The sequence below is a fragment of the Mucilaginibacter gilvus genome (assembly GCF_004054195.1).
Taxonomy (GTDB): domain Bacteria; phylum Bacteroidota; class Bacteroidia; order Sphingobacteriales; family Sphingobacteriaceae; genus Mucilaginibacter; species Mucilaginibacter gilvus.
Genome location: NZ_SBIW01000003.1, coordinates 646,819 through 666,437 on the forward strand (window position 1 = coordinate 646,819; position 19,619 = coordinate 666,437).

The following is a 19,619-nucleotide window of genomic DNA, read 5'->3' on the forward strand; positions in this document are numbered from 1 at the left end:
ACGTGCCAGGCTTCATGTGACAAATGTTTTTCCTGGCCTTCGGCAATGTGAGTCTCCGCGCCATGTGCATAGGCTTCTGCCTATAGATTAGAGGGCCTGGCCGAATTGTAATGTACTTTCACTTTATCCATGCTGATGCCCGAGAGTTGTTCTATGCCTGCCTTGAGCCCATCGGGCAGGGCTGAGTTATTGATTTTTTTTAGGGGCATAGCGTGAAGATACACATTTTATAAAGCACAGGGCTCTTTGCTTTTAACAAGGGCCCTGCGCCATAACGGGTATTTAATTATAAACCGAAACTGTGAGTTACACGTAAACCCAGGGTGCCATAATGGGCGTTCCCACCTGAATAGTTTTCATATCTAATGCCAAAGTCCCAGTTTTTTGTGGCATAGCCAATGCCCGGTGCCAAAATGAGTTTGGTGTTACGCCCTGTTTCAATGCCGGTGTTCCGGCTTATACCATCGTTAATTTGGAAACCGGCACCAACCTCTACCCCTATATAGATATTTTTGGTGATGAAGGCCTTTAACCCCAGTTTTACGGGTATCATGTCCTGGTGTTCTGTCTCAAATGGGGCGTTCAATCCTGTATTGGTATACGTTTTTGAGAAGAAACGGTAATAACCCGATGTAAAAGTTACGGCTAATTTGTTTGTAAGGCCATATTGCAGCTGCGGCGTGATCCCCAACCCGAAATTGGAGGAATACTTTTGGAGTTTGCCCGTTGGCATCAGGCCGTCCACCCCAATATTAAAATCGAATTTACCTTGTGGCGTGCTTTGAGCGAAGCTGTTTGCGCCGATAAATAGTAAAACTGCGGTGAATACCGCTGCTGCGAGTTTTTGTGCTGTTTTCATTTGTGATATTTTTGTTTTGATTTTAGCTGAAACGAAAATATTTTCCTATGAATATCTGCATGGCGGGTATTTAACAATGTTTAACATGATTATTTAACGCAGTTTAACAATGTGGGCGACGGAGGGATTTACGGGGTCGAATGGTATCGCAGGGGCCTTTTCAAGTTTAAGTTAACCCACAAAGTTTAGGCATGTGGGATTAGATCGGCATTGCCCTGGATCATATTTTATGGGTTAACTTAAATTTTCAAGAGACCCTGCGACGACGAAAGTTTTTCTACGGCGCTATCAACGGTTGCCAATTCATTTATGATTAAGATTTATAAAAGTAACGAACAAAATGAGATCAATAGCTAAACTCGGTCCGTATTGTTTACGGTGAGGACACCGCAAACGGGGAGGGACGTGGCCTGTGAATCCCCCGTTCCGGTGTCCTCACGGAACTATGCACCTGCTGGTAGCACAAGTTTATACCACCTCCAAATGCACCTCCGCCATCATACACCTTGCACTGCCGCCGCCATTGGTTTCAATCGTATTAATATCAGCATAAACCAATTTGCCAAACTGGCTTAAAGTGTCTTTTTGTTCCTCCGTAAGTGAGCCATGCGCTGTTTGCGACATCACGATTAACGTTTCGCCGTCCGCGTTCTTTACTTCCAGCATATTGCCGGCAAATTGGTTCATCTGTTCAAAGGTGATATCGATAATTTGCTTGTCGGTTATTTTTAGCGACTGGATTAAGGTTTCCTTTTCGGCGGCATGAGTAATGCTATCCAAACAAATTACGGCAAAGGCGCTGCCAATGCACATCGATACGTTTGTATGGTAAATAGCTTTACCGTTTTGGTCGAAGGCATCAAAGGTGATGGATTTGTATCCTGAATAATCGCAAAAGGCTTTCAGTACTTCGGCATCCGTGCGGGGCGAGAGGCAGGCGTAGGCGATTTTGTTTTCCCTATCCAGTACCATACTGCCGGTACCTTCTAAAAACTGGTTCTTGGCTTCAAAGCGGCTCAGATCTACCAGGTGAGTAGCTTTAAAATTCTCTTCCAGCCGACTAATAATATCCTCGCGGCGCTCCAAGCGGCGGTTCCCGGCCTGCATAGGGTAGAGGATCACGTCGCCGGTATCGTGGAACGAGACCCAGTTGTTCGGGAAAATGGAATCGGGGGTATGCGGCTCTGGCGTGTCTTCTATCACGGTAACATCCACGCCGTTTTGGCGCAGTATAGCCACAAAGCCGTCAAACTCCCGCAGTGCTTTGTGTTGTACGGTTAGCTGGTCGGCCTGTTGTATCTGGAATGCGTTGCTCTCCGCCGTTTGCGCGTTAAACCCGAAATTCACCGGGCGTATCATTAATAGGTGGTTGGTGCTTTGGCTCATTGGTTCACTTGTTCATTAGTCCATTGGTTTGAACGGGATTCTGCTAATTCAAATTGTCTGAACTCGAATTTTCGAATTTATGAATTAACAGAATTAAGAAGCCCTAAATTCGATAAATTCCTTAAAATTCGAGTTCAGACAAATTATTCAGACTATATCCGCCTTGTAATCCAGAATATCGCCGGGTTTGCAGCCCAGTTCGTGGCAGAGGGCTTCCAGCGTATCAAAGCGTACGCCTTTTACTTTGCCGGTTTTTAGCAGGGAGAGGTTGGTCATGCTGATGTCCAGGCGCTCGGCAAGCTCCTTTAGCGACATCTTTTTCTTCGCCATCTCCACATCAAGGTTTACTATGATAGCCATTATACAAACTCTCCAATCTCTTTCTTTAATTCGAACCCGTATTTAAATATATCTGCCAGGATATACAACATGGCACCCAGTATGAGCCCGGTAAAACTTTGTTCCCAAACCATGTTCATCAGGTGCATTTCTTTTACATTAGTCTTTAAAATTACAGCCGTACTAATGCCTAATAATATGCTGAGGACTGTGGTGAGCGAAAAACACAGGGCTGTTATTTTAAGGCGGCGCACATTCTCGTAGGTAAAAGGCGCATTGTGCTTAATAGTATTAAAAAACTTTCGCAGCTGGTAAATAATGCTCATGACCAAAGCCTCGAAAGCGAACAGGAAAAAATAGGCCGTTGCTGCGTGGCTGAAAGTATTATTGAGGTGCATCCTTATCGTTGCCTGGTCGGGCGTGAGGGTAATGTTGCTCACATCTGGCGTTATTGCTGTTAATGGGCTGGATTTGGTTATCTGCGGATATTTTACCGGGTTGCTAAACTCGGTGTAATGGTCAGTGCTTATCTTAAAGGTGAGTACGCAAAAGGCAAATACCGCCAATATCATATTGCCGTACCAAAATATGTTAAGCAAAACCCTTATAGTTGTTAAAAGCCAGGATGTAGTTTTCATGTTTGTAATGATTTGATGATACAAACATATAAACAATATTTATAAAACAAAAATTATTTTATGTAAAACATAAAATAATTTTTGTTTTATCTTAAATTACGCTATCCCGTTGCAGCGGCATGCTCATGCAGTGGAAACCGCCACGGGCACGGGATAATTCGGCCGAAGGCATCAATATCAGGGTATCCGTCATGCTTTGCGGGTCGAGCTCGTCGGTTTCAAATTTTTGGAGCAGCTCCTGCACCTTAACAATGCTGAAACCGCTTTGCTTAAAGGCTTCCACGGTTTTGTCGTTACGGTCGTACCCTAAAACAACGCCCTCTTTCAGGGCCAGCAGGTTACAGCTATCGGTCCATTGTTCGCGGGCATCGTAAGGGAACTCGTTATTGCCCGAATAGATAAAGCGCGTAGGTTCCCCGCTTTGCAGATCTTTCTGACTGATGTTATCCAGCAGTGCCTCCAGCGTGGAAAATGTTTTTGGTTTTTTACCCTTGCGGAACTGTACTATCTCGGGCTTATCCTTATTCTTTTTATCGGCAAACCAGGCGATGGGCTCGGCGTCCTCCTGGCTTGGTTCGCCGGGGGTGAGGGACCGCAGCAGCACCCAAACGTTGCGTTTTACCTGGGTAAATACGGTGTCTATGTGCATATAATCCCGTTTGTGCGGAATTTTTACAATGGTTACCTTCTCCACTACATCGTTCTCAAACAGTAATTTAATGGCCTCGTTGGCACCGCTTACTGATGTGCGCTCGCTCCAGCCGATAAGCAGGTGATTTGGTGCAACCATCATTACGTCGCCACCCTCTAAAGTGGTTTTGCTTTCCTGTTCTTCGCCGGGGCGCAAGAAGTGCTGCACGGTATCTGGAATCTCTAAAATATTATCACGGTAGCCTTCAAATAAAGGGTGATTAAAAAAGATGTAGCGCACCAGCAGGGTTTCGCGTGCGCGGGCTTTTTTGGCGGGCTTGTTCAGCAGCATGTGGTTGTTAATGGCGATGCCGATGTCCCTCGAAAATATCATGTTTGGGATAGGGGCGAAGATCATCTGCTCATCGTTTAGTGAACCAGAAATAAAGATCTTGGCCAGTTCAACCGGGTTAATATCTATCAGTTGCAGTTGCAGCCGATAGGTTACACCCTCTATGGCGCAAACGGCGGCAACCAGCTTTTTGCGGATATCCGCTTGTTGTAAAATATCACTCAATAGGGTTTGGATCTCCACCACCTTGGTAGAATTGTGAAAATCTGCATTATCCGGTTTAAAGAAATTGCGTTTATTGGCCGGGTCGTTTATTTCGGCAAGCTTGCCTTTTATTTTGGTGGGATCGAGGAAGTACATCAGCAGTTTAATGTAGTGGTCGTATTCGCCGCCGCGCATGGTATCCAAGTGTACAATGTCCTCAAAAAGCCAGTCCTGCGCCTTGGAAGGTACTACTTTACCTAGGCCGCTATCCGGGCTATGGACCAACAGAACGCGCAAGGTGCCAATTTCGGAAGTTACATCAAGCTTAAAATTTGGATTATGAGGTGTCATAAAAGGTAGTAAGAGTAGCGAAGTTAGAGATTTAAGTCGAATAGTCCATAGTCGATGGTCCATAGTCGATAGATGGATAAACCCAAAATATAACACGCCTTTTTTGCTATGGACCATCGAATATGGACCATGGACTTTTTTTTACCATGAACTATGAACCATCATCCATGAACTATTACTAATTTTGCCCGATGGATTTTATTATTGAGGCTGTTGTTAAGGCCATAAAGGATTTATACCAAACCGATATCGCTGCAAAGGATATCAACCTACAGGAAACCCGTAAAGAATTTGAGGGCCAGGTAACGCTGGTTACCTTCCCATATACCAAATTTTCGCGCAAAGGCCCCGAGCACACCGGCGGCGAAATTGGCGAATACCTGCAAGCTAACGTTCCCGAAATATCGGCCTTTAACGTGATCAAGGGCTTTTTAAATATTAGCTTTGCCGATAGCTTTTGGCTGGGTAAACTGAATGATGAGATCTTACAGGACGATTTCGCGGTAGCAAAACCGAACGGTAAAAAGGTAATGGTAGAATATTCTTCGCCAAATACCAATAAGCCGCTGCATTTGGGTCATATCCGTAATAACCTTTTAGGGTTCTCCGTTGCGCAGATATTGGATGCTGCCGGGTACGATGTGGTAAAAACCAACCTCGTGAACGATCGCGGCATCCACATTTGCAAAAGTATGCTGGCCTGGAAAGAGTTTGGCGAGGGCGAAACCCCCGAAAGCTCGGGCTTAAAAGGCGACCATCTTGCCGGCAAATACTACGTTTGGTTTGATAAAGCCTACAAGCAGCAGATACTGGAGCTGGTAGAAGAAGGTCAAACCGAAGAGGAGGCCAAAAAAAACGCGCCGCTGATAAAAGAAGCGCAAGCCATGCTGCAGCGCTGGGAAGCAGGCGACGAGGAAACTATCAACCTATGGAAAACCATGAACGGGTGGGTTTACGCCGGTTTCGAGGAAACATACAAATCCCTGGGCGTTACCTTTGATAAGTTCTATTACGAAAGCAATACCTATTTATTAGGTAAGGATAATATTGACGAAGGCCTGGCCAAAGGCGTTTTCTTTAAAAAGGAAGATGGCTCGGTTTGGATAGACCTGACGGAAGACGGCCTCGACCAGAAACTCGTGCTCCGTGCGGATGGCACCTCGGTATACATTACCCAGGATATTGGCACCGCGCAGCTAAAATACGACGACTACCAGATGGACGAATCCATTTATGTGGTGGGTAACGAGCAGGATTATCACTTTAAGGTGCTGTTCCTCATTCTACAAAAGCTGGGTAAGGAATGGGCGAGGGGTTTATACCATTTAAGCTATGGGATGGTGGATCTGCCGTCGGGCAAGATGAAATCACGTGAGGGTACGGTAGTAGATGCCGACGACCTGATGGCCGATATGTTTAAAACCGCCGCCGAAACCACCGAAGCCATGGGCAAGGTTGATGCCTTTAGCGACGAAGACAAAAACAAACTTTACCGTACCATCGGTATGGGCGCGTTAAAATATTTCCTGCTGAAGGTTGATCCTAAGAAACGCCTGTTGTTCGATCCCAACGAATCGGTAGATTTCCAGGGGAATACGGGGCCGTTTATACAGTATACCCACGCCCGTATCAAATCTGTACTGAGCAAAGCGAATTATTCGCCGCAAACCAGCGCAACTGATGTTGCGGTATTAGGTGGCGTGGAACGCGACCTAATTGTACTGTTAAGCAAATTCCCCGAAACGATTGCAGAAGCGGCAACCGGTCACAGCCCGGCCCTGGTAGCCAACTACGTTTACGAACTGGCCAAACTGTACAACAAGTTCTACCACGAAAGCCCTATTATGCAGGCCGAGTCGGAAAGTTTGAAGCAATTCAGGTTGCAACTGTCGGCAGCATCTGCAAAGGTCATCAGCAAAGGCATGGGGCTGCTGGGCATAGATGTGCCGGAGAGAATGTAGGGAAGCCCCGCCCCCTAACCCCTTGAAGGGGGAATTTTTGATTAGCTAATTTCAAATATAAATGCCCGGTTGAATACAGCCGGGCATTTATATTTCAAAAGTTCCCCCTTTAGGGGGCGGAGGGGCTCGCCGTTTGGCGTTATCTCCAGTGCCCTTTTCTCCAAACGTAGCCACGGGTGCTGTGTACCCAGGCACCTTGTACGTAAACACGCTGAGCGCGTGGGCGTGCGTAGAATCCATTTCTGTAAACATAACGGTTACCGCGCCAAACCCATTCGCCGGGAACCCAATAAGCATTTGCATAAGGGGCAGCGGGCCGGGTATAAACCGGCTCAACCGGCTGATCGGTAACATAACCCTCGCTTGCGCATGATGACAGGAACACGGAGCCTGCTAAGGCACACATAATTCCCAATTTTGATATCGTTTTCATCTGTATATGTGTTAAAGTTTTTTGACAGATGAAAAAAGAAAAGGTTTAGCCCCCTAACCCCCTTAAGGGGGAACATAATTTTTAAAATCAAAAAGCCTCTTAGTTTTAACTAAAAGGCTTTGTCGGTTAAGCTTTTCAAAGGCTCCCCCTTCAGGAGGCTGGGGGGCTCGCGAACTTTGCCGCTACTGTTATCTCCTTACTCCCCGCTGTATACTGATAAAAACCGGTGCCCGATTTTGCGCCTAACTGGCCCGCCATTACCATGTTCACCAATAGCGGGCATGGCGCGTATTTAGGGTTGCCGAAGCCTTTGTGCAGTACGTTTAATATGGCGAGGCAAACGTCCAGCCCGATAAAATCGGACAGTTGCAGCGGGCCCATAGGGTGGGCCATACCCAGTTTCATCACGGTATCAATTTCGTTTACGCCAGCTACGCCTTCAAACAGGGTGTAAATGGCTTCGTTTATCATGGGCATTAAAATGCGGTTGGCCACAAAACCCGGGTAATCGTTCACCTCCACCGGCGATTTTCCTAATCGGATAGACAGTTCCATAATGGTTTTGGTAACCTCATCGGTAGTGGAATACCCGCGAATCACCTCTACCAGCTTCATCACCGGCACCGGGTTCATAAAGTGCATACCTATTACCTTGTCGGGCCGGTTTGTGGCGGCGGCTATCTCTGTGATGGATATGGAAGATGTGTTTGATGCCAGTATGGCTTCGGGTTTGCAAACATCGCTCAGCTGTTTAAATAATTTTAGTTTTATTTCGCGATTTTCGGTAGCGGCCTCTACCACCAAATCGGCATCAGCAGCGCCTTCGTAGGCATCGGTATAGGTTTTTATATTGGCGAGGGTGGCTGCTTTGGCGGCATCGTCTATTGTGCCTTTTTTTACTTGCCTGTCCAGGTTGCTGGCAATGGTTTGCAGGGCTTTTTGCAGGGCGGCATCGCAGATATCTACCAGTGAAACGCTAAATCCGTTTTGCGCAAAGGTATGGGCTATGCCATTACCCATGGTGCCCGAGCCTATTACAGTAATATTTTTCATGTAGGTAAAATTATAATTGCGGGGGCTATATTAAACAATATTTCAGTTTGATTTACAGTTAATATTGCATAATTTAACGTTTGTAAAGCAGTGGGTTATCTGCGTCTGAATCAAATATCGCTATACAAACACCCTATGAAACACCTTAAGTTACTATTGGCCGCTTTCGGCGTACTGGCGCTCGGCCAAACCGCAAGCGCGCAAATTATGTACGAGCGCGATTTTAAACCCGTTACCACCAAACAATATACCGATGTAGAAGGTTCGGCCTATCTGTATGATGATTGGAAGCCCGGCACAGTTAAGCTGACCAATGGAGCAGTTAGCAGTGATAAAATGCAGCTGAAATATAATGTTGTGGATGATGTGCTTACGTTTAAAGATAATGCCACAGATAAGGAAATGGCTTTTGTGCAACCTGTGTACGAATTCAGCATAAGCAGTTTGGATGATTTTAATGATAAGCTGTTTGTGAAAAGTTACCGAAACGGTTTTACGGGTATAGATGGCACCACCGTTACCTCTTTTTTTGAGGTGCTGGCCGATGGAAAAGTGCGGCTGCTAAAGAGACTAACCAAAGCGATTTTGGAAAACCAGGCCTACGGATCGGCTACCAAAACCCTCACTTTTAACGAAAATGTGAAGTACTACCTGCTTACAAACGGGAAAGCTGTGCCGGTAAAAAATGATAAAAAATCGATACTCGCCGCCCTTCGCGATAAGCAGGCCGAATTGGACGTTTATATCAAAACCAACAAAGTAGACTTTAAAAACGATGCCCAACTGGGTGAATTTATTGCCTACTATAACACGTTATAATGCTGGATGCCGAAGAAATAAGCTTTTACCTCTCCGTTTTTAAGGGCCTCGATCTAAAGGATATCTACGACATTGTAAAGATAGCGCATGTAAAAAAACTGGCCGCCGGCGATGTGTATATCGAGCAGGGGGCCACGCATCAAAAATTGGGGTACATTCGTAAGGGGCTCATCCGCGCTTATCATTTAAAAGAAAATGGCGACGACCTGACCCTGTTGCTGCAATGGGAGGGTAAGTTCATTGCCTCGCACGACGCTATTATTCACCTGCGCCCTTCTCGCTTTATTTACCAGGCACTGGAAGATACCGTGCTGATGGAGGTAGATTATGGAAAAGTAGAGCCCCTGCTAAATAATAACCCCCGGCTGTCCTCAACACAGGCAACTTTTTTGCGTAGTATGCTGGCCGAATCGATGGACAGGGTGGAGGCGTTTGTGCTTTTATCGCCGGAGGAGCGTTACCTGCAGCTGGTGAGCGAAAAGCCAAACATCGTAAACCGGGTGCCCGATAAATACCTTGCTACCTTGCTGGGCATCACACCAGTATCATTAAGCCGCATCCGTAAGCGTATTTCTTCTCAGGGAAAGCATTAATTATCTTTTGTTAATTTTTCGGGACTGAGCCAACGCTAACTTTGGCATTAATTCAAATTAGTATGGAAAAGGCGCTCCAGGTTTTAGTTACGATATTTAGTATTACCGCTCTCCGCTATTTTGTACTGGCGGGTGTGCCGTTCCTTTTGTTTTATAAGCTGATAGCTAAATGGTATGCCAAAGGGAAGATCCAGAACCGCGGCGCCAGCGCTAAAGACTTTGCGCGCGAGATACTGCATTCGATGCAAACCTCTGCCGTGTTCGCGGTGATCGCTTACCTGATCTTGTATACGCCGCTAAAAAATTACACCCAGCTTTACGATTCGTTTACCGATTTCCCGCTGTGGTACGTGCCAGTAAGTTTGGTGCTGAGCCTGGTGATACACGACAGCTATTTTTATTGGATGCATCGCCTGCTGCATCATAAAAAACTATTTAATTACGCGCATATTCTGCATCATAAAAGCACTAATCCATCGCCATTGGCATCGTATTCCTTTCATTTTTTTGAGGCCTGGGCCGAGGGAGCGGTGCTGCTGGTTATTGTGATGGTGATGCCAATACATCCTATAGTGGTGGTTTGGTTCACCATTGTTGGCTTTGTGATCAACGTTTACGGGCACCTGGGGTACGAGGTAGCACCAAAGTGGTTAAGAGGGTCCTTTTTGTTCCAGATCGTCAACACATCGGTACACCATAATATCCATCACAGCAAATTCCGGGGCAATTATGGCTTATATTTTAGGGTGTGGGACAGGCTGATGGGCACCGAGCACCCAGACTACGTAAAAGAATACGACCGCCTGCAGGAAAGCCGTTTCGCTAAAAAACCTGTTGAGGAGTTGGAAATAGTTGAAAATATCGAACACCGAATGCTGAACGTCGAATAATGAAGGAAAGAACTTCTGCGTTGGATATTCGAAATTCTATTATGCGATATTATTTTACAAAGTGAGGTAGTAGCCCGCCTCAGCAACGCTTAACTGGGTAATTTCCGCTAAAAGCGGGACGTTCCCTAAAAGCGGTATGCCGGTATAATTAAGGATGTATTCTTCCGATGAAGCATTCGTGTCGCCGTTAAAAATAATACCTTTTATGGGGATGTCGCGCTGTTTCAGCACCTCTGCGGAAAGTAGGGTGTGGTTGATGCTGCCTAAATAATTTTGCGATACCAGTATCACTTCGGCATCCAGTTGTTTGATCAGGTCGATCAGCAAGCAGTGATCGTTCAACGGCACCATTAGTCCGCCGGCACCTTCAATTATTAGCTGGTTGTTGGTTTTTGGGGCGATGATACGCTGCTCGTCAATAACAATATTATCCAGCTTTGCCGATTTATGGGGCGAATAAGGCTGCTTTAAGCGATACGCCTCGCCATGAAAAATAGTTTTATTGTTGGTTACCAGGCTTTGCACCTTCATGGTATCGGAGTTATCCAGGTCGCCGGATTGGATGGGTTTCCAGTAATCGGCTTTTAGCTTTTCTACCACAATAGCGGCTATCAGCGTTTTGCCTATGCCGGTGCCTATGCCGGTGATAAATAAAGGTTTATTGGGCATGAGTGATGGTGTTTAAGGTTGAGATAAGCAGTTTGATCTGTTCCAAAGTATTGAAAGAATGAATGCAGATCCTGATCCTTTCTGTCCCTGTAGCAACCGTAGGGCTCAATATCGGGCGGACATCTAAACCGGCTGCCTGTAATTGCCCGGATATATGTTTTGCATTTTCGTTACTGTTTACAACAATGCACTGGATTGCGCTATCGCTTGGCTGTAGTTTGTATTGGCTATCGATGTTTAGTTTTTCTTTGAATAAGAGGATATACTTACGAAGCTCATTCACCTCGCCGTCTGCTTCTTTAAGCAATGCATAAGCCATTTTTACCGACGCCAGCTGATGAAACGACGCGGCCGTGGTATAAACAAAGGAACGGGCGAAGTTGATGAGGTATTCGCGCAGCAAATTGCTGCTCAAAACTATGGCCCCATGGCAACCCAAAGCCTTGCCGAAGGTAATTATTCGGGCGAAGATCTTGTTTTGCAAACCTAATTCGGGGATCAGTCCGGCAGCGTATAAACCTACGGCGTGGGCCTCGTCCACTATTAAATTGGCGTTGTATCGTTCAGTTAAAGTTATTATTTCCAAAATAGGAGGTGTGTCGCCATTCATCGAGTACACGCTTTCTATTACCACATAGCAGTTGCCTTTAGCCTGCTTTAGCTTGCCCTCCAGGCTCTCGAGATTGTTATGGCGGAACGTATAACGGTTGGCATGGCTTAGGCGCGCACCGTCGATGATAGAGGCGTGTATCAGCTCGTCGCAAATGATAGTATCGCCCTTTTGCGCGAGAGCGGAAAAGAGCCCTACGTTAGCATCATAGCCCGAATTAAAGATCAACCCTGCTTTAGCCTGGTGGAATATCGCTATTTGCTGCTCCAAATCTTCGGCATATTTTAAATTGCCCGATAACAGGCGCGAACCTGTGGAACCATTTAAACTACCGGGGTAGCGGGCAATTTCTGCCGCGATGCTGTTTTTTAACGCCGCCGAACGTGCGAAGCCAAGGTAATCGTTACTACAAAAATCTATCAGACTGTTTTCGTGTTTTAGCGCACGGTAAGTGCCCGATGCTTTCCGCTCATCCAGCCTTTTATTCATGAAAACTTCCGCCGCTATCATTTCCTGTTTAAATTTCGGCTAAAATAAAAAAAGCGGCTCATCGCCGCTTCATTTATTTTTCCGCAAAAAATTATTTCTGTGGTGGAGCACCGCCGCCGCCGTTTTGCATACGGGCGCGTCTTTCGTCCATTTCTTTCTGCCATGCTGCAGCTTGCTCAGCTGTTAATAAAGCTTTCACTTTATCGTTAGTAGCCTGCATCATCGGGCGAAAGGTAGACCTATCGGCACCTGTAGTACGTAAGCTATCCATCTGTTTGGTTTGTGCTTCGTAAATAGCTGTGATCTTAGTTGTTTGGTCGTCGGTTAATTTTAACGATTCTTTCATCGCCTTAACCCTGTCGGCCGCTGTCATTCTCATACCACCACCCTGTGCGCGGCTTACTGCTGATATTCCTAAAAGGAACATGCAGATCAACATAATCTTTTTCATTTTAAATTTTTAGTTTTTAATTGATGTTTTGATAAAGATAACGCCCAATAGTTTAACAAAGTTGTATGTAACTTAATTGTTGCTTCTTTGGAGAGGTTGTAAGGGTTGTAAAAGTTAGGTAGAGGTTGACGAGAGGGGGGGACGGACGCCATGCGTCCTAACCAATGCGTCATTGAAGAACGAAGTAATCTCTGGACTTTGCATGGCCGTGTTGCAAAAGTGACCTTCCTATCGGGAGATTGCTTCGTTCCTCGCAATGACGCGTGGAGTGTACTTGGGTTGTGTATGACTTAGTAGGAAACGCCCTAATTCGAGCTCTTCAATCCTGCTATGGAGCGCTGCATCTGAGCCATCATGGTGGTGAGGCTTTCCATAGTAGGCTCAGGTGTTGGCATTGGCATGTGGGTGGAAATGTAGGCTTTGGCTTTCCAGATCTCCAACACGTCTTCGCCGTTAATATCATAAGGTTCGTAAACCGGGTTATCAGATATCAGCTTTAGTTTTTTGTTATCTTTAAATTTATTGCCGGTACGTTTGTATACCACGCCATCGCTTTTTGATACGATAACGTAGGTTTCGCCTGCCTTTACATCGGCCCAGTTCTCCTGATATTCACCTATTATAATAGTGCCCGATTGCAGGGGCAGCATCGAATCGCCTTTGATCTCGAAACCGCGGAAGGTGCCCTGCTTAAACATTGGCAGGTATAATTTTGGTAAAGCGGCAACGTATTCGGTGTCGGCGTAGCCGTTTAAATAACCGGCGCTGGCCTTCATGGGTACCAATTCAATGTTTTCGTTATCGTCTTTATCTACCGAAATACTAAGTACGCGCAGGTTGGCCGGGTTGCCTTTTGGCTTGGGCGCCCACTTCTCATCGATGGTTTCGTTGATAAAATCATCAATTGAGACATCAAAAAATAATGCTAAATTTTTTAGTAGTTCGTATTTTGGCTCCGCACGTTCTTCTTCGTATGCGCCTACTAATGAACGCTTTATGCCCACCTGATCTGCAAATTGTTGCTGGGTTAGGCCCTTTTTTTTGCGTAAAAACTTAATATTTTGTGAAATATTTGCCATAAAATTTGGAATTGCTAAGTTTATTAGTAATTTTATGCTCATAAAGTTAGTAATTATTTTTTAACCGGCAAATTTTTTTATCAAATGAAGAGGTTCGTTTATATCATCACCGACAGGAACAGGAAAAATTTACATGTAGGCATGTGTACAGACCTGTTAAAAACCCTAAAATTTTATGGCGAGATGCCAACGTTGTTTTTCGATAGCGCGCAGCAGTTAAACCGTTTGGTTTACTTTGAGGAGATCAATACCGAGGAGCAGGCCATGGAACGCTTTAAACTGGTAAGCACTTTTACCCGCCCACAAAAAGAAAAGATGATACGCCCCGTAAACCCGGATTGGATAGACCTTACTATAGGCCTCAACTACGAAAGCGGCCAAAAAATAAGGCCATCCGTTTTTGCCGGACGGCCTTCTATACAACCTATGCGCAGGGCGGTTACTTTTTAACAAATTTTAACGCGCCCGAGTTCATGCAGAAGCGTTTGCCGCCACGGTCGGCAGGGCCATCGTCAAACACGTGGCCAAGGTGCAGCCCGGTGCTTTTTTCTATGACCTCATCGCGGCTCATGCCGTAGCTGTTATCGGTCACAACTTCTACCTTACCAGCGTCAACCGCTTTTACAAAGCTTGGCCAGCCGGTGCCGCTGTCGAACTTATCGGCAGAACTAAATAATACATCGCCGGTAGCGGCGCTTACGTAAACGCCTTTTTGGTGGTTATCGTAATAATCGTTCTTGTAAGGCGTCTCGGTGCCGCTTTCTACCATAATGTGGTATTGGTTCGGCGTTAATACCTTTTTCCATTCGGCTGCCGGTTTACTTTTTGTACGGCTTGCGCTTGGTTTTTTGGTTTGCCCGCTAATGTTCTGGCAACTGATGATGCCGAATATACTTACGATCAGTATCGCTAAAATTGATTTTTTCATGGTTCTTTTAATTTTCTGGTTTCTGTTAAGCTAATTTTTAATTACGCTTTGCTGTATAAATTTACGAAATATTGTGCCAAAGCGTTTGTCATCTCTTGGTCGTAATAAACCGGCGTTCCTTACAATGTTTTTTATAAAATCTATAAAAAAGATTGCGGGTTTGCGAGCTTGGCTGATGGAGTTTCAATCTGGAGATTTCATGAAGTCATCTATTGATAACCGTCAACGCGGACGCTGATAAATTTTACAGTCAGGCGTGGACGCCTGACCGGGCGGGGGGATAAAATCTTTTTCAACCCAGTGCCATAGTTTTTATATTCTCGGCATAAAGAATTGCTTCGAATCCGGTGACGAAAATTGAAATTCATGTCGCCGATTTGAGTATCCAACACTTATATAATTTACTTTTTTTTAAAGGATATATAAATGACGTATCATCACCATCTATTGAGAAATAAATTTTGATTTTATCTTTATCAAAATAAAAAGGCCCTCTTGTCGCATCTAAATTCAAACTGTGATTTAAATCACTTTTTTTATCGTATATAATATTGTCATCAAATTTAAGTGTAGCGCGTTTTTTAAAATCCCCATAAACATTAGCGTAGATGACATTTTTACAATGTTGCTTTTGGTTACACGAAATGCAAAAAATTAAAAACAGGCTATTGAGCATTATTAGCAGTTGGTGGTGTCGCGGGTCTCCCATATTGATTGTTTATTTGATGGTTGATAATGTTATTGAATATGCCTGACCATAACTGATTTGTATCAACATAAGTACTGTTTGATCCAAATGTCACTGCTGGTTGCGGACGGTTCATTAGGTTCATGCCGTAATATCCATTTAATTGTTTTTGTGACCCCACATGAAATTGTTGGCAATTGGCCCGTAATCGTAACCCTCATTGGGCATATCCGTAGGCGAATTGGGTGGACGCCTGAATGGGCGGATTTTACTTGTTTGCAAGAAAACACAATCCTTTTATATTATCTCCGTGATATAGAGCAGTTATTGAATCTCTTTCCAAGCAAATAGAAGTAGAATCATCATATCCGAAACAATTAACGTGTAAAGATACCGGTATAATTACATTTCCAATTTTAACTTCTCCTGTCTGCGAATGTAATTTAAACTCATAGTAATGATTTTGGATTATACTTTTACAAAGCAGATTTTTATCTTTTTTTGATACAATTTTAAAAAGTGAATCCCCTTTGCGTGCATAAATCAAGTAGTAGGAATTAATAGAGTCAATCTTATAAACGTTGTATTTATAATCCTTTTTATTTTTAATTCCACTCCGATTCGAATTCATGTTTGACCGAACGGTACATCCTGAAAGGAATGCAATAATCGATATTATCGAAAATAACTTCATAAATTTTATGATATTTCATCATTATGGTATCTTCCCATCCAAGCGTCCTCGCTTGAATGCAAAAAGCTTAAGCGTCCAGACTTAAATTACCAAATTAAAAGTAATTTTCCATAGTTAAATCTATGTCTGCAACGCTTCAACCGGCGATGGGTATGAATTTATACTCGTCAGCGTGGACAGCTAACTGGTCACCCCCCACAAGCTTTTTGTATTTAGGTGCTATTAACACAAAAGGATTGAGTTCTGTCTCAAATCTCACATCTAATATCTCACATCTAACTTACCATCCCGGGGTAAAGTTGAAACCAAATACCGGTTTCTTTACGTCCTTGCGGTTGAAAGGGAAGGCATAGTATGGTTCCAATACAAAAGCCCCAAATACGTTTATCCTTAATGATATACCCGCGCTAAAGGCCGGTACACGCGATACCGTGTAAACGGTTGTAGGTTGCCCCGTGGTTTGGTCCGGAACTGTTGCGGTTGATAAAATATCCGGCTCTGTTTTAAACAGGGTGATCTTATCGCCTTTGTTCCAGGCTAACCCGGCATCAAAAAATAAATTCAGATCGGAGAAGAGAAATTTGGATGGTATTACCGATAATTTTTCCGGCCCGGTAAATGGCAGGCGGATCTCAAAGTTTGCTACCGCTATACGGCTACCATTAAGCTGGTTGCTATTCCATAGGCTGGTATTGGAGGTAGTGGTGGCATTGTTGGTGTAAAGATCGTAACCGCGTACAAGCCATGGGTAACTAACCGAAAGCGGATAAAAATTGTTGGCATCATCACCAAAACGGCCGGTACCGTAAAACCTTGCCGCAAAAGTAATTGGCTGCACTCTTACATATTTGCGCAGATCGATATTAGGAGCGTAATATTTGTAGGTGCCAAAGTTATAGTCTATACCGAGTTTAAACCGGTAGCCACCAAGCGGAGCGGCTATACCAAAGTAAGAATCGTCGCCGGTGAGGGAGGTACCTATAGTATACGTACTAAACGGGCGGTAATCATACCCGGTTTCGGCCTGGTATTGTTCGCGGGTTATTTTGTGTTTTTTAAAGTCGATAGGCTGGTAATATGTACCGGTGGCATCGGTAACAGGGAGGATATAGGTGCTGTAGCGATCGATACGGAAGCTGCTGCGTGCCGCGCTTGCGCCAATTTCGTATCGTAGCTGCTTGGATATTGGGTACTGCACAAAGCCCTGTACCGCGTCCTGGAAAATGCGGATGATGTCGGTATGCTGGTCTAATACATTTGTCGGTTTTCCCTGGTAATCAATAGTAGCAGCACTAATGCCATAATTGCCAAACTGGTAGGGGATATGCGAGAGCCCGAAACCCCAGTTCCAACGGCCTTCCTGGTTAATGTAAATGCCCTGCGCGCCAAAATCATAAACCTCGCCATTTACCGATGCGCTGGCGTAGATCTGGTTTCGGCCCAAAATATCGCTGAATACGCCCACAATGCCGCTGGATAAGCCGGTACCATAGGTGCCTACCTGCGCGCCAACGCCATTGCTGGCCAGTGCATCAAGCTTAAATTTTGGCTTGTATGCTATGCTGTGGATAGAATCGGCAGATAGTTTTGGGTAGGCCAAAAAGTTGTTCAGGTTTGCGTTTATCAGGTCTACTCCAACCGCGCGGGTAGGGGGCAGCATGGCAACATCAAAATTGGTGGTACCACCGTCAACTACAAGCGGCGTAAATTCAGATGCCTTTGCGTTGTAGACGGTGTATTTTTGAGCGCGGTAGTACGAGTAGATGATATCATCGTTTGCCGAGATGCTAAGCGCCGGAGAAAATTCTGTAATACCGCAAATACCGGTAAACAGATCTGTCATTTGCTCCACCTTGGCCGATGCTAAAGTATAGCGGTACAAGTTGCGGAAACCATCGCGGTTGCTCAGGAAGTAAACCTGCGTACCATCCGCAGAGTACAACGGGTTGAGGTTATTGGCGTGGTTAAATATTTTGATATCGGTAATTTTACCGGTAGCGATATCCAGCTCGGCCAGGTTAAAGGTGATTTCCTGCGATAATACCTGGTCGTAAGTTCCGCGGTCGCTGGCGTAAATGATCTTTTTACCATCTCTCGAAAAGGTAGGCTGGTAATCTGAGTATTTATCGTTGGTGAGCTGTTTTACGGTTTTTGTATCGAAGTTATACAGGTACAGATCGCCCTGTCCCTCGGATAAGCCCTGGAACGCTATGTTCTTACCATCGGGCGACCAGGTTAGGTTACTAAACTGCTCCGCCTTGCCCATCGAAATATCGTTCAGCACGGTACCATTGGGCACGGCAACAACCAGCATCCGGTTTCGGCCTTTGCTGAATACGCTAAAGGCAAACTTCTTGCTATCCGGCGACCATGCGCCTGCCGATTCGATAAAATTGAATTCATCCACATGCGAATTGGCGGTTTTACTGGTGAGTCGCTTAATGATCCGGCCCGTTCGGGCATCGGAGAGATAGAGATCGATACTAAATAAATTTTTGGACGACAGGAAGGCGATGTACCGCCCGTCCGGGCTTACGGATGGGGCCACCGTCATATCGCCGCCTATTTTATCGTCGATAACTCTCAGGCCGACCGGTTTCTGCACCGTATCCTTTAAAAATGGTTTATAGGTGTTTTCTATCGAGTTTTTCCAAAGGCGCGACAACGTTTTATCATCATACCCCAGGGTGCGCCTTATACCATATTGCAAGCCAAAACGTGCCGTGTTTTTAAAGAACGGTACAATAATGGTATCGCCATAAGTAGACCCAAGGAACGACCAGAACGCCTCGCCATAACGGTAAGGGAAGTATTTATTGCCGTTGGTTAAGGCTTCTACCGTCGGGATATCGTGGTTGAGATAGGCATCGCGCATCCACATGGCGGTGTAGGCATCTTTTTTACCCAGCGAAAGGTATTCTGCCATACCTTCCACCATCCAAAGCGGGATATTGCCAATGTTTTCAAAGTTGGAAGAATCGCGACCTAACAGCATGTGATACTGGAAAGCGTGAACCAATTCGTGCCCCAAAACGTGGCGGGTGGTTTGGTTGGTTTCCATCACCGGCATCACTACCCGGTTTTTAAGTCCTTCGGTAATACCGCCCGTACCTACGCTGATCTCTCCATCGATGGCGGTTGTCTGCTGAAAATCAGGGTGGTTGGCGTATAGGATAATGGGGTTAGGTTTGGCAAAAGTATCGCGAAACACTTGCTGATGAAGCGTATACCATAACTCGGCTTCCTGCGCAAAACGTTTCATCATACTATCATTTTTTATGTAATAGTAGATCTCGAAATGCGGTGTTTTATAAACCTTAAAATCCAGTTTTTTATACCTTACCTTATTTTGCCCAAAGTATTGCGCTTTGGCCTGCGGGCTAAACAATAAAGCTGCGGCCAGCAAAAACAATACGAACGGAAGTTTTATTGCGAATGGGTAACGTTTATTCATAAAGTCGACTTAAGAATATTGCGTAATTTAATTAAAAGCCTGCTGAATG

19 protein-coding genes are annotated in these 19,619 nt (G+C 45.0%); 5 read left to right on the top strand and 14 right to left on the bottom strand.

Annotation, left to right across the window (positions count from 1 at the left end):
• Positions 1–80 precede the first annotated feature (80 nt).
• The 6 genes from EPL05_RS24465 to EPL05_RS08735 form a co-directional block, all read right to left on the bottom strand.
• Positions 81–209, bottom strand: coding sequence for a hypothetical protein (locus EPL05_RS24465; protein WP_262708163.1), 129 nt, complete (start codon positions 207–209; stop codon positions 81–83).
• 77 nt (positions 210–286) lie between these two features.
• Positions 287–859 (bottom strand): outer membrane beta-barrel protein, encoded by a 573-nt coding sequence (locus EPL05_RS08715; RefSeq protein ID WP_128533549.1) that lies wholly within the window; start codon positions 857–859, stop codon positions 287–289.
• A gap of 468 nt (positions 860–1,327) precedes the next feature.
• On the bottom strand, positions 1,328–2,245 hold the full coding sequence (gene ctlX, locus EPL05_RS08720) for a citrulline utilization hydrolase CtlX (RefSeq protein WP_128533550.1): 918 nt from the start codon (positions 2,243–2,245) through the stop codon (positions 1,328–1,330).
• Between the two features lie 147 nt (positions 2,246–2,392).
• Positions 2,393–2,605 carry a helix-turn-helix domain-containing protein gene (locus EPL05_RS08725; protein ID WP_128533551.1) on the bottom strand — a complete coding sequence of 71 codons (213 nt, stop codon included), beginning with the start codon at positions 2,603–2,605 and terminating at the stop codon, positions 2,393–2,395.
• Positions 2,605–3,222, bottom strand: a complete 618-nt coding sequence (locus tag EPL05_RS08730) for a DUF2975 domain-containing protein (RefSeq protein ID WP_128533552.1) — start codon at positions 3,220–3,222, stop codon at positions 2,605–2,607. Before EPL05_RS08730 ends, EPL05_RS08725 begins: the two co-directional genes overlap by 1 nt.
• 91 nt (positions 3,223–3,313) lie before the next feature.
• A complete protein-coding gene (locus EPL05_RS08735; protein WP_128533553.1) occupies positions 3,314–4,759 on the bottom strand; it encodes an arginine deiminase family protein in 1,446 nt (481 codons plus the stop codon).
• Between the two features lie 191 nt (positions 4,760–4,950).
• Between EPL05_RS08735 and argS the strand changes: the two genes are divergently transcribed.
• The gene (argS, locus tag EPL05_RS08740; RefSeq protein WP_128533554.1) at positions 4,951–6,720 is read left to right on the top strand and encodes an arginine--tRNA ligase; all 1,770 of its coding nucleotides are present in this window, start codon (positions 4,951–4,953) and stop codon (positions 6,718–6,720) included.
• 139 nt (positions 6,721–6,859) lie between these two features.
• Here the strand turns inward: argS and EPL05_RS08745 are convergent, their stop codons facing one another.
• Both EPL05_RS08745 and EPL05_RS08750 read right to left on the bottom strand, forming a co-directional pair.
• Positions 6,860–7,153, bottom strand: a complete 294-nt coding sequence (locus tag EPL05_RS08745; RefSeq protein ID WP_128533816.1) for a YXWGXW repeat-containing protein — start codon at positions 7,151–7,153, stop codon at positions 6,860–6,862.
• A 150-nt stretch (positions 7,154–7,303) separates the two neighbouring features.
• Positions 7,304–8,206: a 3-hydroxybutyryl-CoA dehydrogenase gene (locus tag EPL05_RS08750; RefSeq protein WP_128533555.1), complete on the bottom strand. Its 903-nt coding sequence runs from the start codon at positions 8,204–8,206 to the stop codon at positions 7,304–7,306.
• Between the two features lie 135 nt (positions 8,207–8,341).
• On the opposite strand from EPL05_RS08750, the gene EPL05_RS08755 reads away from it, so the two are divergent.
• The 3 genes from EPL05_RS08755 to EPL05_RS08765 all read left to right on the top strand — a co-directional run bounded on the left by EPL05_RS08755 (position 8,342) and on the right by EPL05_RS08765 (position 10,508).
• Positions 8,342–9,025: a hypothetical protein gene (locus EPL05_RS08755; protein WP_128533556.1), complete on the top strand. Its 684-nt coding sequence runs from the start codon at positions 8,342–8,344 to the stop codon at positions 9,023–9,025.
• On the top strand, positions 9,025–9,618 hold the full coding sequence (locus tag EPL05_RS08760) for a Crp/Fnr family transcriptional regulator (protein ID WP_128533557.1): 594 nt from the start codon (positions 9,025–9,027) through the stop codon (positions 9,616–9,618). The genes EPL05_RS08755 and EPL05_RS08760 overlap by 1 nt, the downstream gene beginning before the upstream one ends.
• A 62-nt stretch (positions 9,619–9,680) precedes the next feature.
• Positions 9,681–10,508: a sterol desaturase family protein gene (locus EPL05_RS08765; protein WP_128533558.1), complete on the top strand. Its 828-nt coding sequence runs from the start codon at positions 9,681–9,683 to the stop codon at positions 10,506–10,508.
• Positions 10,509–10,562: 54 nt separating this feature from the next.
• Here EPL05_RS08765 and bioD read toward each other — a convergent pair whose 3' ends face one another.
• The 4 genes from bioD to EPL05_RS08785 all read right to left on the bottom strand — a co-directional run bounded on the left by bioD (position 10,563) and on the right by EPL05_RS08785 (position 13,806).
• Positions 10,563–11,177 (bottom strand): dethiobiotin synthase, encoded by a 615-nt coding sequence (bioD, locus tag EPL05_RS08770; protein WP_128533559.1) that lies wholly within the window; start codon positions 11,175–11,177, stop codon positions 10,563–10,565.
• On the bottom strand, positions 11,167–12,297 hold the full coding sequence (locus EPL05_RS08775) for an aminotransferase class I/II-fold pyridoxal phosphate-dependent enzyme (RefSeq protein ID WP_128533560.1): 1,131 nt from the start codon (positions 12,295–12,297) through the stop codon (positions 11,167–11,169). Before EPL05_RS08775 ends, bioD begins: the two co-directional genes overlap by 11 nt.
• Positions 12,298–12,367: 70 nt before the next feature.
• Positions 12,368–12,727, bottom strand: a complete 360-nt coding sequence (locus EPL05_RS08780) for a Spy/CpxP family protein refolding chaperone (RefSeq protein WP_128533561.1) — start codon at positions 12,725–12,727, stop codon at positions 12,368–12,370.
• 305 nt (positions 12,728–13,032) lie between these two features.
• Positions 13,033–13,806, bottom strand: a complete 774-nt coding sequence (locus tag EPL05_RS08785; RefSeq protein ID WP_128533562.1) for an XRE family transcriptional regulator — start codon at positions 13,804–13,806, stop codon at positions 13,033–13,035.
• An 84-nt stretch (positions 13,807–13,890) separates the two neighbouring features.
• Between EPL05_RS08785 and EPL05_RS08790 the strand changes: the two genes are divergently transcribed.
• Positions 13,891–14,256, top strand: a complete 366-nt coding sequence (locus tag EPL05_RS08790) for a GIY-YIG nuclease family protein (protein ID WP_128533563.1) — start codon at positions 13,891–13,893, stop codon at positions 14,254–14,256.
• Here EPL05_RS08790 and msrB read toward each other — a convergent pair.
• Together msrB and EPL05_RS08800 are read right to left on the bottom strand one after the other, a co-directional pair.
• Positions 14,246–14,734 carry a peptide-methionine (R)-S-oxide reductase MsrB gene (gene msrB, locus EPL05_RS08795; protein ID WP_128533564.1) on the bottom strand — a complete coding sequence of 163 codons (489 nt, stop codon included), beginning with the start codon at positions 14,732–14,734 and terminating at the stop codon, positions 14,246–14,248. The two genes, EPL05_RS08790 and msrB, sit on opposite strands and share 11 nt — an antisense overlap.
• A 1,662-nt stretch (positions 14,735–16,396) precedes the next feature.
• The gene (locus EPL05_RS08800) at positions 16,397–19,570 is read right to left on the bottom strand and encodes a DPP IV N-terminal domain-containing protein (protein ID WP_128533565.1); all 3,174 of its coding nucleotides are present in this window, start codon (positions 19,568–19,570) and stop codon (positions 16,397–16,399) included.
• Between the last annotated feature and the right edge of the window lie 49 nt (positions 19,571–19,619).

Bases quoted from the DNA above. Each gene is read 5' to 3' on its own strand.
- EPL05_RS24465 (WP_262708163.1), bottom strand. From the start codon at position 209: ATGCCCCTAAAAAAAATCAATAACTCAGCCCTGCCCGATGGGCTCAAG.
- EPL05_RS08715 (WP_128533549.1), bottom strand. From the start codon at position 859: ATGAAAACAGCACAAAAACTCGCAGCAGCGGTATTCACCGCAGTTTTA.
- ctlX (WP_128533550.1), bottom strand. From the start codon at position 2,245: ATGAGCCAAAGCACCAACCACCTATTAATGATACGCCCGGTGAATTTC.
- EPL05_RS08725 (WP_128533551.1), bottom strand. From the start codon at position 2,605: ATGGCTATCATAGTAAACCTTGATGTGGAGATGGCGAAGAAAAAGATG.
- EPL05_RS08730 (WP_128533552.1), bottom strand. From the start codon at position 3,222: ATGAAAACTACATCCTGGCTTTTAACAACTATAAGGGTTTTGCTTAAC.
- EPL05_RS08735 (WP_128533553.1), bottom strand. From the start codon at position 4,759: ATGACACCTCATAATCCAAATTTTAAGCTTGATGTAACTTCCGAAATT.
- argS (WP_128533554.1), top strand. From the start codon at position 4,951: ATGGATTTTATTATTGAGGCTGTTGTTAAGGCCATAAAGGATTTATAC.
- EPL05_RS08745 (WP_128533816.1), bottom strand. From the start codon at position 7,153: ATGAAAACGATATCAAAATTGGGAATTATGTGTGCCTTAGCAGGCTCC.
- EPL05_RS08750 (WP_128533555.1), bottom strand. From the start codon at position 8,206: ATGAAAAATATTACTGTAATAGGCTCGGGCACCATGGGTAATGGCATA.
- EPL05_RS08755 (WP_128533556.1), top strand. From the start codon at position 8,342: ATGAAACACCTTAAGTTACTATTGGCCGCTTTCGGCGTACTGGCGCTC.
- EPL05_RS08760 (WP_128533557.1), top strand. From the start codon at position 9,025: ATGCTGGATGCCGAAGAAATAAGCTTTTACCTCTCCGTTTTTAAGGGC.
- EPL05_RS08765 (WP_128533558.1), top strand. From the start codon at position 9,681: ATGGAAAAGGCGCTCCAGGTTTTAGTTACGATATTTAGTATTACCGCT.
- bioD (WP_128533559.1), bottom strand. From the start codon at position 11,177: ATGCCCAATAAACCTTTATTTATCACCGGCATAGGCACCGGCATAGGC.
- EPL05_RS08775 (WP_128533560.1), bottom strand. From the start codon at position 12,297: ATGATAGCGGCGGAAGTTTTCATGAATAAAAGGCTGGATGAGCGGAAA.
- EPL05_RS08780 (WP_128533561.1), bottom strand. From the start codon at position 12,727: ATGAAAAAGATTATGTTGATCTGCATGTTCCTTTTAGGAATATCAGCA.
- EPL05_RS08785 (WP_128533562.1), bottom strand. From the start codon at position 13,806: ATGGCAAATATTTCACAAAATATTAAGTTTTTACGCAAAAAAAAGGGC.
- EPL05_RS08790 (WP_128533563.1), top strand. From the start codon at position 13,891: ATGAAGAGGTTCGTTTATATCATCACCGACAGGAACAGGAAAAATTTA.
- msrB (WP_128533564.1), bottom strand. From the start codon at position 14,734: ATGAAAAAATCAATTTTAGCGATACTGATCGTAAGTATATTCGGCATC.
- EPL05_RS08800 (WP_128533565.1), bottom strand. From the start codon at position 19,570: ATGAATAAACGTTACCCATTCGCAATAAAACTTCCGTTCGTATTGTTT.